8 protein-coding genes are annotated in these 13,869 nt (G+C 63.1%); 4 read left to right on the forward strand and 4 right to left on the reverse strand.

Going from position 1 to position 13,869, the window contains the following annotated elements; all coding sequences use genetic code 11:
• Positions 1–45 precede the first annotated feature (45 nt).
• Positions 46–858, reverse strand: a complete 813-nt coding sequence (locus ABC969_RS10870) for a TonB-dependent receptor plug domain-containing protein (RefSeq protein ID WP_345864900.1) — start codon at positions 856–858, stop codon at positions 46–48.
• 628 nt (positions 859–1,486) lie between these two features.
• On the opposite strand from ABC969_RS10870, the gene ABC969_RS10875 reads away from it, so the two are divergent.
• The 3 genes from ABC969_RS10875 to ABC969_RS10885 are packed head-to-tail and all read left to right on the forward strand — an operon-like array spanning position 1,487 to position 4,340.
• Positions 1,487–1,999 carry an RNA polymerase sigma factor gene (locus ABC969_RS10875; RefSeq protein WP_345864902.1) on the forward strand — a complete coding sequence of 171 codons (513 nt, stop codon included), beginning with the start codon at positions 1,487–1,489 and terminating at the stop codon, positions 1,997–1,999.
• On the forward strand, positions 1,996–3,006 hold the full coding sequence (locus ABC969_RS10880) for a FecR family protein (RefSeq protein WP_345864904.1): 1,011 nt from the start codon (positions 1,996–1,998) through the stop codon (positions 3,004–3,006). The genes ABC969_RS10875 and ABC969_RS10880 overlap by 4 nt, the downstream gene beginning before the upstream one ends.
• 23 nt (positions 3,007–3,029) lie before the next feature.
• Positions 3,030–4,340: a M28 family metallopeptidase gene (locus ABC969_RS10885; protein WP_345864905.1), complete on the forward strand. Its 1,311-nt coding sequence runs from the start codon at positions 3,030–3,032 to the stop codon at positions 4,338–4,340.
• 161 nt (positions 4,341–4,501) lie between these two features.
• Here the strand turns inward: ABC969_RS10885 and ABC969_RS10890 are convergent, their stop codons facing one another.
• On the reverse strand, positions 4,502–7,645 hold the full coding sequence (locus ABC969_RS10890) for a TonB-dependent receptor domain-containing protein (RefSeq protein WP_345864907.1): 3,144 nt from the start codon (positions 7,643–7,645) through the stop codon (positions 4,502–4,504).
• 856 nt (positions 7,646–8,501) lie between these two features.
• Here ABC969_RS10890 and ABC969_RS10895 point away from each other — a divergent pair.
• Positions 8,502–9,224: a hypothetical protein gene (locus ABC969_RS10895; protein WP_345864908.1), complete on the forward strand. Its 723-nt coding sequence runs from the start codon at positions 8,502–8,504 to the stop codon at positions 9,222–9,224.
• Positions 9,225–9,384: 160 nt separating this feature from the next.
• Here ABC969_RS10895 and ABC969_RS10900 read toward each other — a convergent pair whose 3' ends face one another.
• Both ABC969_RS10900 and ABC969_RS10905 read right to left on the reverse strand, forming a co-directional pair.
• Positions 9,385–12,201, reverse strand: a complete 2,817-nt coding sequence (locus ABC969_RS10900) for a M14 family metallopeptidase (protein ID WP_345864910.1) — start codon at positions 12,199–12,201, stop codon at positions 9,385–9,387.
• 64 nt (positions 12,202–12,265) lie between these two features.
• On the reverse strand, positions 12,266–13,564 hold the full coding sequence (locus ABC969_RS10905; protein ID WP_345864911.1) for a M20/M25/M40 family metallo-hydrolase: 1,299 nt from the start codon (positions 13,562–13,564) through the stop codon (positions 12,266–12,268).
• Positions 13,565–13,869 lie beyond the last annotated feature (305 nt).

Genomic DNA, 13,869 nt, shown 5'->3' on the forward strand with positions numbered 1-13,869 from the left:
AGTTGCAGCCGTTCGCGATCCCCGCTGCGTTGTTCGGGCAGGAGTTTATGCCAGCGTGGTCCAACCGATGGTGTCGAAAGTTTCGGCGCGGTAATCGCGCTTCGCCCAGGCCACTGCACCGAGGATGCCGAACTCGCCGATCCCGGTATTGAAGGTGTTGCTGACAATCAGCGCGGCGCGCGGTGTCGTGGTGCCGCTCGCATCTTGATACTGCGCCTGCCCCTGCAGACTAACGTGGAAGCCCTTTTTGTCGAACGCTCGCAGCGGCTGCAGATCGACCACGCCTGCCGTGCCACCCTCGACCATATTCGCGGTTGGCGACTTCGAGAGCGTGAGCCGGCGGAACAGTTCATTGGGAATCACGTCGAGGCCGGAACCGCGGCCTTCATTGCCTGAGTAAGCGGAGGTGGTGGTCGCAAAGCCGTTGATCGTGGTAACGGTGAACCCGGCACTCAGACCGCGCACATTGATCGTGGTACCCTCGCCTGCGCGGTCGCGATTGATTTGCACCCCCGGCAAGCGTTGCAACGACTCGGCGAGGTTCAGATCGGGGAATTTTCCGACATCCTCCGCATAGATCGAGTCGATAAAGTTGGTCGCGTTCTTCTTCGCGTTGGCTGAATCCTCCAACGAACGGCGATAGCCGGTCACGATGATGTCCGGACCGGTCGCCGTGCCGGCCTCCGTGCCATCTGCCTGCCGGGCACCGATGCCGCCGTCGTCATTGGCGGCGGCGCCGGCGCCCGAAGACTGGCCAGCGGTCGCTTGGGTCACCGCGTCCGTGGTCGGGGCCGTCGAGCTGCCACTATCTGTCACGCCCGTTGCGTTTTGGTCAGCAGGAACCGGCACGGCTTGCATGCCAGTCGTCGGCGATGGCGTGGTTGGTGCCGGTCGTCCCGGCTGAGCCTGCGATGGATTGGCTGGCGCGGTCTGTGCGTAGGCAGCTTGTGTCGCAACGACCAGGATCATACCTGTAGAGACAAGAAAGCGCGCCGCGCGCGCGCAAGAGCAGTCGTAAACCCCCGGCATCATACTCTCCCTGTTTGCGCACTTGCCGTGCGTCACGGGGATTTGATACCGGTAACATATCTTGTATTCAAGCACTTATAGGAATGTGTCTGACGGACTCTTTGAAATTATCTATAGCCGTCAGACGGACACGCTGATCCTGCCGAGGGGAAGACCAAGCGAGCGGGTAAATCGGGCAGAGCGCCCGACATGCTCAGCGAGCGCATCTTCTGTCGCGAACAGGCCGTATCGCAGATACCGTTGTCCGATCCGCGCATCCGGCCCTCCAGCCCGGGCGATGAATCACGATCGCACCGCCCGCACCAGAGACTTTTCAACAGCCTGTTAGACTGCCTCAGAACCCGACAGCTTCAATGAAGACGTTCGGATCGCACCGACGGCGTGATTCACATTCGCTTTATTTTCTACGGCTCGCGGCCGATGCTGCGTCTTACGCTTCGTAGGGGGAAGTTTGCGGATGGAAGCAGTTGCCCAGCACCATCGACTTGATGAGGTGGCGGCGCAGCTTCGCGCGCCCCTGACGCGCTTCTTTCAGCGCCGTGCCGGACCGGGCGAGGACACAGAGGATTTGGTGCAGGATGTGTTCAGTCGGCTCGCCGGACAGGATCTCGCAAACATCGAGAATATCCAGGGTTATATCTTTCAAGTCGCGAGCAACATCCTGCGCGATCGCGCGCGCCGAGCCAGCGTTCGTAGCGTCATCTGCTCGCCTCCCGACGACTTCGACGTCGCGGACGAGGCAGGCTTCTCGCCGGAGCGCATCCTGCAGAGCAGGGAAGCCCTGCAGATGATGGTAAGCGCGCTCAACGAACTTCCGGAGAATGTCCGTACCGTGTTTTGTCGATATCATCTGGAGGGCGTCGCGCAGGTCGACATCGCGCGACAACTGGGGCTGTCACTGAGCAGCGTTGAGAAGCGCATGTCTCGCGCGAACAGCCATCTGCTGCATCGATTGCGGGCATTCCTATGACCGACCCCATCGATGCAGCGGAAACGGGCGCGGCGCAATGGGACGCGAAGCTACGCGGCGCGCGGACGAGCCCCCATGATCGTCAGGCGTTCGCCGCCTGGCTGGATACGCATCCGGAAAATCGCGCCGCGCACGGCCGGTTACAGTCGGCGCTCGCCACTCTGCGCGCGCACGCGGACCAGGATCTGTTGAGTGCGCTGCGCGAGGAAGCCCGGGGCAACGTCCAGCGAGCGGCACGCCGACGCTTCGCCTTGCTCGTCGCGAGCGCCGCGGCAGTGCTGCTGCTGTGCATTGGGATCACGATGCGGTTCGACCGCGGCGTGGCAACAGCAGAAGGACCGGTGACGGAGACAATGCTTGCCACCGCCGCGACGCAGCGCACCAAGGTGACACTGGCCGACCGATCCGTGATCACGCTCGACGCCGGAACCCAACTCACCGTACGGCTCGGCGCGACGCGGCGTGAGGTGAAGTTGTTGTCCGGCCGCGCCCTGTTCGAGGTGGCGAAGGATCCGCAGCGCCCGTTCATCGTCATGGCCAAGGGGCGCACGATCACCGCGCTCGGCACCCGCTTCGACGTTAGCCTGTCGTCGCGCGAATTGCGCGTCACGCTGGCCGAAGGTGCGGTCGCCGTGCGTCCGGCCCGACAGCGTGCCGGGATCGAGCAACAGATATTGAAGCCGCGTCAGCAGTTTATCGAACGAATCGGCGCAGCGGGGCCGACGCTCAGGTTCATCGATGCCGACAGGGCGCTCAGCTGGACCGCGGGCAAAGTCTATTTCGAAGACGAGCCGCTCGCCATCGCGGTCGAGGAAATGAACCGAAACGCAAGCGTCGAGATCGTCGTCGATCCGACCGCAGCGAACCTGCGGATCAATGGGATGTTCCGAACGAGCAACCAGACGGGCTTCCTCGAGGCGCTCGAACTGACGTTGCCGGTCGAGGTGCGGCGCGACTATCGGGGCCGAATCCGCGTCGTCGCCCTGCACTTGGCCAGACACCAATGATCATCACCGAAAGGCTTGCCCCAATGCAGACATCGTACGTAGCTCTTGCCGCCCTGCTCCTGCTGCCGGCGACCGCCGCCGCGCAACAGGCGCCCAGTCCGACCCGGCTGAAGGCCGATGTCGACAAATTGGTGAGCTTCGGCACGCGTCATACGCTGTCGTCGCCCGACCATCCGACGCGCGGGATCGGGGCAGCGCGGCGCTGGTTCGGCGACGAACTCAAGCGGATCGCGTCGCGCTGTGGCGGCTGCATCGCGGTATCGCCGATCGAGCGCCGGTTCACGAACGCACGCCTGCCCGACGGCGCAAACGTCGTAAACGTGCTCGGCATCCAGCGCGGCCGTGATCCCAATCGGGTCGTGATCGTCCAGGGACATATCGACAGCCGCGTTTCGGACGTGATGAACTTCACCGCCGACTCGCCGGGCGCGAACGACGACGCATCGGGTGTCGCCCTCGTGCTCGAAGCGGCGCGGCTGCTGTCGGGCACCACGTTCGACGCGACGATCATTTACGCCGCGCTGTCGGGCGAGGAGCAGGGGCTGCTAGGCGCAACACTGCTGGCCGAGACGGTCAAGGAAAAGGGCTGGATCGTGACGGCGGTGCTGAACAACGACATCGTCGGCAACACGGTCGGCCAGAACGGTACCCGCGTGGCGGATCGTGTCCGCGTCTTTTCCGAAGGAATCCGTGCGTCCGAGGATGCAGCGGCGCAACTGACCCGCCGCGGCAACGGCGGCGAGGACGACGGGCCGAGCCGTGCGCTCGCCCGCGCGATCGATTCGGTGGGCGAAGGCATTCCGGGAGGACTCGACGTCTTCGTCGACCGGCGACCCGATCGCTTCGGGCGGGGTGGAGATCACGAACCGTTCCTGCGGCTCGGCTATCCCGCGGTGCGCTTCTCGGTCGGTATCGAAAACTACAACCAGCAGCATCAGGATCTGCGCACGGCCGGGGGCGTCGAATATGGCGACACCAGCGACAAGATGGACTTCCCGTATCTGGCCAAAGTCACCGCGCTCAACGTCGCCACGATCCGGCGCCTGGCCGACGCCCCCGCAGCACCCGCTATGGTCACGCTGCGTGGCGCGGTCGGGTCCGATACGAACGTCTCCTGGGCGGCGGTGCCTGGCGCCGCAGGCTATCGAGTACACTGGCGCCGCAACGACAAACAGCAGTGGACCGACCACCGCGACATGCCCGGGACAGCAACCGAAGCGGTGTTGAAGGACATCATCGTCGACGATCATTTCGTCGGCGTCTCTTCGCTGTCCGGCAAGGGCCTCGAAAGCATCGTCACCTTTGGCGGACGCCCGGCGGGCACGACCCGCTAGGGATTTCAGCCACTTCGACGGCCAAAGAGAATCCGGCATCGAACTAGGTCGGCGCCGGATTTCTCGCCCGTCGCAGTGGAGCGGCGACTTCGCACACCAAAACGGTACCCCGGTTTGGGCCGGGATACCGATAATCGAGATCCGGCGACGTCCGCGCGGGACTAGATCCGGAAGCGGAAGCCCATGCGGAAGCTTCGCCCGAGCAGGTCGTAGGGCGCGTTGGTGCCAAAGGAGGTCCCGCTGCTCGGCACCGGCTCGGGTTGGCGATCGAAGAGATTTTCGACCGCACCGAACAGCGTTACCGTGCGCTTGCCGATCGTCACGTCGTAATTTTGCGCGAGCTCGAAATACCACACCGGATCTACGCGGTTGAATTCCGCCGGGATGCCAGTGCGGCTGGCTTCGGGCTGGTTGGTGATCTTGCCGGACCCGAGGTAACGGGTCGTGAGCGTCGTCGTGCTCGGACCAACGTTATAGCTGGTCGTCAGCAGGCCGCGCCATTTCAGGCTGCCGACCGTGCCCAACGTCGGCGGGACCGAATCCCCGGGCAGGTTCGTCTCGTCCTTCAGACGCTGCGTCATCAGCAGCCGCAAGTTGATCGCCCCGGGCAGCGATTCGCTGATCCGCGACAGGGGCGCGCGGTAGCTTGCTTCGTAATCGATACCCTCGACCGCGACGTTGTTGGCGTTCACACCGCTGGTGAGGAGCGTCGCATTGGCGAGGCCGACGGCGCCTGCCACCGGGATGATCGACGCGCACGTCGCCGGGTTGGCCGGCCGGTTGAAGCCATAGCAGAGGTCGATCAGCAGCTGCCCGCCGACCGCAGTGATCGCATCCTTGATGTCGATCTTGTACCAGTCGATCGACACATTGAACCCAGGCAGCCACGACGGGCGATAAATGCCGCCCACTGTCCAGGTATCGGCGATTTCGGGCGTCAGATTGGGGTTGCCGCCGTTCAACGTGATGTTGGGCACCTGCGGGCTGCCAGGTTGGGTCCGATCGAGAAAGGCGTTCACGAACTGGCTGCTCGGGGCGAACAGATCGTTGAGGCTCGGCGCGCGAATGTCGCGCGATCGCGTGCCACGCAAGCGGAACGAGTCGGTGATGTCGTAGGTCAGCCCCGCCTTCCAGGTCGTGACGACGCCGCTGGTCGAATAGTCGGTGCGGCGGACCGCTCCGTTCAGCTCCAGGTTCTTGCCCAGCGACGAATCGTGCAGCAACGGCACCAGGACTTCGCCGAACAGCTCCTTGACATTATAGCCGTTGGCACCGGGCTTGAAATTGCCGACGTTCCACTGCGACGCGATCGAGACGGCGTCTGCGGTCGCCGAGAAGGATTCGTCCCGATATTCGAAACCAGCCGCGATCGAGACGTCGCCAGCCCACAGCGAGAACGGGCTGATCTGCGCGTCGATCAGCCAGACGTCCTGCTTGATCTCCAAATCCTGCCGCGTCCGCAACCCGTCGGTCAGGCCGGTGACATAGGCGATCGAGGAAGCTCCGAGCGCCCCTTCGCCGAACAGGTTCATCGGCACGCAGCCGTTGGCCGGGTTGGTCAATGTCGAGCGACAGATCGGTGTGCCTGCCGCCACGCCGGGCACACCGCCGGTGGCCGGATTGGCGATCGCATCGATCGCGAGCGTCAGCCTGGCAGGGATGACATTGTTGTCGCGCGTGTACCAAACGTCGCTACGGCCGCGCTGGTAATAGGCGCGCCAGCGGCCGTTATCGAGGAACTTGCCCTCGAGCGCGACCAGATAACGCTCCTGACGGCGATTATAGCCGGCCTCGCCGATGTGCGTGCCGGGCGTGTTGATCATGTCGTAGAACAGGCGGTTCATCTGGAACGAGGTGACCCCCGCCTGGTCCATGGCCTGTTGCGTGACGATCGGGATGAACGGGTTTGTGCGGTTGATAGTGATCGCGGTCGACCCCTGACGGTTGAGGACCGCCGACCAATTGACCGTGTCATTGCCGGCGTAGCTCGCCTCAACGATCGCATTCACATTATCGAACAGCTCGTAGCTGAAGCGTCCGTAAACGCTCCAATGCTCGTCGTCGGGCAGCAGCGCTCCGCGGATCGGCATCGATTCGACCGTGCCGCCGGCCTGCACCTGCCCCTGCTGGATCGGACCGAACACGAACTGGCCGACCTGGCCGCCGGGCAGGAAGTTCGTGCCCGCGAGCGGCCCCGACGCGATCACGCCACCGGGCGTGCTGTTAAAGCCGGCGTCAAACCGAACGATCTGCCCCGCCTGGCCATTGGTCGCGGTCCAGGTCGGATTGTTCAGCAGGCGCAGACCGGGCTGGAACCAATCCCGCGGATCGTCATAAAAGTCGATCCTGTCGCCCTTGTAGTAGTTGGCGCTCAGCAACAGATGCCCGCGCTCGCCCACCTTCGTCCCGAACGCGAGGTCGCCGGAAATGATGCGCCCGTCGCTCTCATCGGTCTGGTTGAAGTTGAGGCCGCCCTTGAGGCCGGTATAGTCGGTGTCGAGAATGAAATTGACGACGCCGGCGACCGCGTCCGACCCATAGGCCGCCGAAGCACCGCCGGTTACCACATCGACCCGCTCGACCAGATTTTGCGGCAGGAGGTTGACGTCGACCGAAGGCGACAGGCCCGAGCCGACCACGCGACGCCCGTCGAGCAGGACCAGGGTACGCGCGACGCCGAGGTCACGGGCGTTCAACTGGTTCGCGCCGCCGGTCGCGTTGGCGAACAAGGTCGTCGTGCGCGGCGTATTACCGGTGCCGAGCGATGGTAGCTGATTCACATAGTCAGCGATGTTCGGCAGGTTGCGGGTCTGGATATCCTCTGCGGACAGGACCGTCGTCGGCGTCGGCGCGTTGTTACCGTCTCGAACGATGCGCGACCCGGTAACGACGACCTCGTTGCCCTCCGAAGCGACGCTATCCTGCGCCGCCACGTCGCTTGCCGCCGGCGGCGGCGTCGCGGTGCGATCCTGGTTATCGTCCAGGCGCGCGATCGCCGCTGGCTGGCTTTCGAAATTGACGAGCTCGTTGCGCGGGGTTCGCTGCGACCCGCCGACCTCGCTCAAGGTCAGAACGCTGTCGCCCTTCGCTGCGAGGCCGGTTCCATGCAGCAGCATCGTCAGCGCCGTGCGGGGCGGCAGTTTGCCGCGCACGCCCTTGGTACGCTTACCCGCCACCAGCGAGCTGGGGAACAGGATCTGTTGATCCGCCTGTCGCGCAAAGGCGTTGAGCGCGCGAGCAAGGTCGCCGGCGGATATCTCGAACGTGCGCACTTCCTGCGCCGCTGCCACGGGCGATGCCGCCAAGCACGCGGCAACGACCGCAATTGCAGTGCCATTACGAAAAGTCGATAAACGCCCGTTATCGTGCATTGCATAATCTCCCCGCCGCACCCCCGCGGCCCGCTTTATCAGACGCAGCTGGATAACAATCCCGCAAAGAAATATTGCAGACATGTGACCGATGCGCCGAGGGCGCAGCCTTGGACCGACCGAACCTCCGGAGAGCGGTTGGCATTGGTCCGCAGCACCGCCACGGACCTGTTTTCAGGACTCCCCTCGTCCACCAGGGGCGACGTCAAGGCTTCTCGCAACACTTCGGCGGGATTGACGTGGCAACCGCATAATGGAACGAGCGCCCGCCAGACGCCCGGCACGCGGCGCCGATCCGTGATGGCCTCTGCCCTCCGTCGGCAACTGGCGTAAGGTGTTCGCTTTGGACCGCCGGCGCGGGCGCCGACAACCGGCGGCTCTGAGCGACCAATGTGACGACCGTCCAGTATCCAAGTCGCTCACGCCTCGCGCACGAACGCCACGAGAGCTCCCTGTCAAAACTGAGACTGCGACATTACAGCCCCCGTTTGCCTGGCAACGCAGAATGCTATACTACCATCTAGTAATTGAGCAATATTTCATGCCCCTATATGTCATTGATGCAGGTCGGATTTACTTATAACATAGTACGACTCGGGGGTTAGAAACCAAAACCTGCAGCCATTTAGCGAAGTACTGCAAGGTTAAAATGTTTCTTTCTTTTCAGTCCTGTGGCGTTGGCCGGTATAAATGCCGGTCTTTCATCAATCGTGTGGACTCCAACCCGGGCGGCAACGTGTTGATCGGGAAGGTGATCTGCGCTCATAGAAAATGTGTAGGAGAAGTGACTGTGGACATCTTGGCTCAACGTGAACTGGGATTGAAATTAGCGCAGCAGCGAGGCGCCGACACGCTGCAGAGTGTGATCAGCGACAGGAACTCCGATTACAGCGCGATATTCGCAGCTGCGGCGCGCGACCTGAAGCCGGGGGCGCTGATTGAGGCGGTGCTTGCGGGGCCACCGGAATGGGCTTTCTATGCGCTGACAAACCTGCCGAACCTCGACGCAGACGAGCGTGCAGCGCTTGTAGCGAAGGCAGCAACCGATCCGTTCACCGCCGCTAATACGCTGCGCGGCGTGCGTGGGATCGAGGCGCACAGCGATGCGCTGACCCAGGCGGCCGGAAATTTCGCTGCAACGCAGGGGACAATTTCCGGATTCTACTTGAACAACAAGGGAAGCTATAATTGCGAATTCACGATGTATTGGGTCGATAATGGCAAAGCGCAGCCCCAGACGGGATCCAAGTCAGACAAATGGGTCTGGAGCAGCAAGCTCATGGTCGGGCAAGACGAGAAGAAAGCCTGCACCGACTTTGCGCTAACTGATTCTCCGCTGAAGGAAGGCGATACCGTGTGGATCTACTTATGGGTCCAGGCCGGTCAGGACATAGAGTCGCCGCTCCGCTTCACCTACAGCTCAGCGGTCGCCGAATATGCTTGCTTCACCTCGTCGGGCTGCACGCAAAGCGACAGCTTGGCGCTCGACAAGGTCGCTAGCCCGCCGTCCTGAAACGGTCACGCGCCGCGGCGGGCAAGCAACCCGCCGCGGCAAGGAGCGGGAGGTCGTTCTCGACCCTATAGGGCGCTCGAATTACGCGCCCGGCGTAGCTGAACACACATTTATTGTGAGTGGTTGGCGGCGTGCCACATGAAGCGCCGCCAACCGAGTTTTAATCGGCGCGCTTCTCTGTGCCCGCCGTCGTGATGCCCACCTGGCCCCGCCCCAGCAGCACCGCATTAAACAGGAACTTGAACGTCGCATAGGATTGCCCGCGCTGCGTGACCTCAGGTGCCAGCAGATAAGCACGGCCCCGGCCCAGCGTCGCATCGACCACAGTGGCGGTGTCGTTGAGGGCCTTCTGGCCCCATGCCCAGCCCGAGCGCAACGGATCGTCGCTGGCGAACCAGGAGACGCGCCGCACCCCGGCGGCACCCGGGTTTAGCGTGTAGGTCGGGTTGTTGTTGTAAAACAGATCGACCGTCCCCGGTACGCCGTAAGCCAGCGGATCGCTGATATCGACCTTCGCCTGCAGTACCGATCCCGGCACGTAGAACTTGGTGCTGGGCAGCGGCACGCGCTTGCCCGCCGCATCAACCGTGCTGAGCGCATTGCTTACTGGCACGCCGATCCCCGCTGCAAGCGCAGTGGCATTGCCGACCATCACCACCGTGCCGCCGGCGCGGGCGAACGATGCCAGCTGCGGATAGGTCGTCTCCTTGGTGATGCGGCCCAGCGCCTTGCGCCATTCGGCTGGAATGTCCGCGGCGATCGGCTGCTTCTGTGGCCGGCCGCCCTCCCGGCCGAGCACGTCGGTCTGCAACACCAGCACGTCATATTTCTTGTCCAGCCCGCCCTTGTCGAGCTCTTGCGGATAGACGAGCGTGTAGGGGAATTCATATTGCTCGAAGATCCAGCGATTGTGGCCCGAGGCCATCGATCCGCCATAGATATCGACCAGGCCGATCCGTGGTGCCGTGAGGCGAATCGCGGCCTCCGCCGGCTTGATGGCCACTGCATGTGCGTCCAGCCCGAGTTGGGTCACGGCTGTCTCGACGATCGCGCGGGCCTTGCCACCAGCCGGGATCCATAAAGCGCCGGGCGCCATTGCCTCCCCGTCCACAGTGATCGCGGTCTTCAGCCAATTCACCGGTACGCCGGCCTTGAGCAGGCGGTTGGTCAGCGTGAAGCTGTTGTTGGTCGCATGGCTGACGATATAGCCGGCGGTCCCGGTGCCGATCAGCTTGCCGGCCGGCGGCGTCTCGATCACGTCGGGGACGAGCGGGAAGTGGCCCGGCGCGCCATCCAGCAGCCGATCGAACTTTACGTTCATCTGGAAGGCCAACGTGTAGCCGGTGATGTCATAGGGCCGCGTCGGCGGGCCACCCGGATAGGCGAAGTCCTGCGGGTGATCCTGCGGCTCGAACATGTCGAGCACATGTGGCCGGAAGGCCTGGTCGGCGCGCACCACGAAAGATCCCGCGGCATAACGTTTGCCATCGTGGCTGAACGCCGCTGGCGCGCGTTCCACCTCGATTCCGGCCTTGATCAGCGCGTTGAGGAACTTGATCGTCGTCGGCATGTCGGGCTGCGCATCGGCCGGCAGGATAAACGCGCGGGGCGCGCGGTAGGCGGGATCCTGCAACACTGTCTTATAAAGCGAGCTCGGCACGATGGCCCGCGTGTCATAACCGGTCAGCTCATCCAGCGGGCTTCCGCCGCCTTCCTTTTTCATCGTCGCGGCCGCCGCCTTGACGGCGTCGATGCGCTTGGGCGTGATCACCCAGCTGTCGCTGCTGCCCTTCTGGATCTGATTGCGACCCATGATGTAGCGATTGTACAGCACCGTCTCGCGATTGCGCGAGGCATAGTCCATCACCGCGCGGTCCATCTCCTTGATGTAATCGAGCGATTGCTGGAAATGCCATTTCTGCGGGGCGATCGGCATCACCTCGTCCTGCCGCGCGAGCTGATTGCCCGGCACCAGCGGAATTTCCATTGGCGTCGGATTGCCGATGATCTCGGTCAGGATGCCGATCTGATTGTGGAAATAGCCGATCGTGCGGATGCCGCCGTTGAACCATGTCGAATATGGCGCGCCGGAGCGCGACACCGAACCACCCTTGCCCTGTGCGACGAGCCGCGCATGCATTGCCGTGCCCACCGCATCGGTCTGGTTGATGACCAGCGGCTCGTTGTTGAAATTATACGGATCCCGGAATGGCGGAATAAACACCACCGTGCCGACTGGCCCGGTCTGGTGCTCGTTATACAGGATCTGCGGGAACCACTCGCGATAGGCGAGCCGGTTCATGTTGGTCGTCTCCGGCTGGTTGGAGATGAAGCTGTCGCGGTTGTTATCGTGGCCGATATACTTCTGATAAAGCCGCGGGATGCTGCTGCTGTCGCGCTTCAGCTTGTCGGCCGGGCGCATATACCAGTCGGCGACTAGCTCCAGCCCGTCCGGATTGGCGAACACGAACAGCGTGATGTCATCGTTCAGCAGCCGCAGCGTCTCGGCATCGTTGCGCGTCAGCATTTCGGTGATGATCTGGATATGTGTCTGCGCGTTGGTCACTTCGGTGGCGTGCAGCCCCGCGTCGATCAAAACGACCGCCCTGCCCTCGGCCGCGAGCGCCTTGGCCTGCTCATCCGTCAGGCCCTTGGCCAGCGCGAGCTTTTCGGAAATCTGGCGATATTTCTCCAGATTGCGAATGTTCTCGGGCGACGAGACGATCGCCATATATTGTTCGCGCCCCTCGGCCGTCTTGCCGATGCTGACCAGCTTGATGCGATCGCTCTCGGTGGCGATCTTCTGCAGCCAGGCGCTCAGCTGGGTATAGTTGGCGAGGAAATAATCTGCCCCCGGCTTGCCCTTCATCATTGTTTCAGGTGCGGTGATCGGGGCGGCGGGGGTCTGCGCCCCGGCCGGCGCGGCAACGCCGAAAACCAGTGTCAGTGCGGTGGTGGCAAGCATCGCTTTACGCATTGTTCTTTCCCCTGTTGAATTTGCGGCCGCCCCCTGGACGGCCGAAGCTGGCCGGCGAACCTAGCTATTTGGCGCCGGCGATGAGCAGCACGGTCGCCAGGCCCAGCGCCATGTTGTCGACGTCCTTGGGCTTGTCCGAGATGAGATATTCATCCAGCGAGTGCGCGCCGTTGGTCTCGAACCCGGAACCCAAAGTGATCGCCGAGCGCCCCATGCTCCACGGAATGTTGCTGTCGCTGGATCCGGTGCCGAAATTCGGCGTCGCCCCCGCCGCCTTGCGCAGCGACACTGCCATGCGCAAGATCTCGGCATCTTTTGCCACGTTGCCGACCGGTCGATCGCCGATCAGCTTGGCCTCGTAGGCGATCTTGCCGCGTGTGGTGGAGCGGGCGGCGTTTTCGGCAGCAACCGCGCCTGGCAGCAGGGCCAGGAACTGCTTCTCCACCGCATCCAGTTCGGCTTTGCCACCCGATCGCATGTCGACCAGCATGGACATCGCAAAGGGGATCGAATTGACCGATGTGCCGCCCTCGACCACGCCGACGTTGAACACCGTCTTGGGCGTCGTCGGCACCGTCATCTTGCCGAACTGGACGATCGCGTCAGCCATCGCATAGGATGGATTGACGATGCCGAAATTGCCCATGCTGTGCCCGCCGGGGCCTGTGAAGGTCACTTTGTATCGTTTGGAGCCGGCGCCGGCATTGGTGATCTCATCCCCAAGCCCGGGCTCGAACGAGATGAAGTGCTTGATGCGATCCTTGAGCGGACTCTGGCCAAACAGGTAGCGGACCCCGCGCAGATCGCCGGGGCCTTCCTCGCCGACATTGCCCATGAACACGATGTCCATCGCGGGCGTAAAGCCTGCCTTCCTGATGGCGCGGATGAAGGCCAGCAGAACGGGCAGGCTGCTCGTATCATCACCGATGCCGGGCGCGATCAGCTTGTTGCCCTCGCGCTTCACTCTCACATCGGTGCCCGCGGGGAACACCGTGTCGAGATGCGCGGTGACGACGAACACATCCGTGCCGCGGCCCGATCCCTTCAGCGTGCCATAAACATTGCCCTCGGCGTCGGTGGTGACATCGGCCAACCCTTCGGCGGCGAGCATCTCCTTGAACATCGCGCCGCGCGCCGCTTCCTTAAACGGTGGCGCCTCGATCTCGGTCAGTTTGATGATATCGGCGATGATGCGATCGTAATCGGCGTCGAGGCTGGCCTTGGCGCGCTTGAACTTCGCGCTGCCTAGCAATGCCTGCGCTTGCTGCTCATAGCCCTGCGCCACTGCCGGACCCGCCACCATGACGGTCGCGGCGGAAAACGCTACGATCGACCGCCTGAAAATGCCCCCAAACGAACTCATTGAACGCCCTTCCGGATCGATGTGATCCCTTGCGATGACAGCCTGGCCGTTGGTATTGTAACGTCTTGGAACGCTTCCCGTCTTCTGCACTGCAGCGATAGTATCGCAACAATCGGGCGAAGCGAGGCCGCATCGTAGCCTGCCCCCCTTCCATGTGTTTTGCCGCCCATAGCCTGCGGTTATGCCTAGCAGGGCTGCTCCGAGCTTTCCGCCGACCGACCGCTATTCGCCGGGGAAAACTGGGTTGCGCGCAGCAAGATTTATGGAGGCTTCCCGCTCCAGCCCGTCGCTGCGCGGCCGGTCAA

It is taken from the genome of Sphingomonas qilianensis, from assembly GCF_039614825.1.
GTDB lineage: Bacteria > Pseudomonadota > Alphaproteobacteria > Sphingomonadales > Sphingomonadaceae > Sphingomonas > Sphingomonas qilianensis.

Coding starts and splice junctions, on each gene's coding strand:
- ABC969_RS10900 (WP_345864910.1), bottom strand. CDS start 12,201: ATGCGTAAAGCGATGCTTGCCACCACCGCACTGACACTGGTTTTCGGC.
- ABC969_RS10905 (WP_345864911.1), bottom strand. CDS start 13,564: ATGAGTTCGTTTGGGGGCATTTTCAGGCGGTCGATCGTAGCGTTTTCC.
- ABC969_RS10885 (WP_345864905.1), top strand. CDS start 3,030: ATGCAGACATCGTACGTAGCTCTTGCCGCCCTGCTCCTGCTGCCGGCG.
- ABC969_RS10870 (WP_345864900.1), bottom strand. CDS start 858: ATGCAAGCCGTGCCGGTTCCTGCTGACCAAAACGCAACGGGCGTGACA.
- ABC969_RS10880 (WP_345864904.1), top strand. CDS start 1,996: ATGACCGACCCCATCGATGCAGCGGAAACGGGCGCGGCGCAATGGGAC.
- ABC969_RS10875 (WP_345864902.1), top strand. CDS start 1,487: ATGGAAGCAGTTGCCCAGCACCATCGACTTGATGAGGTGGCGGCGCAG.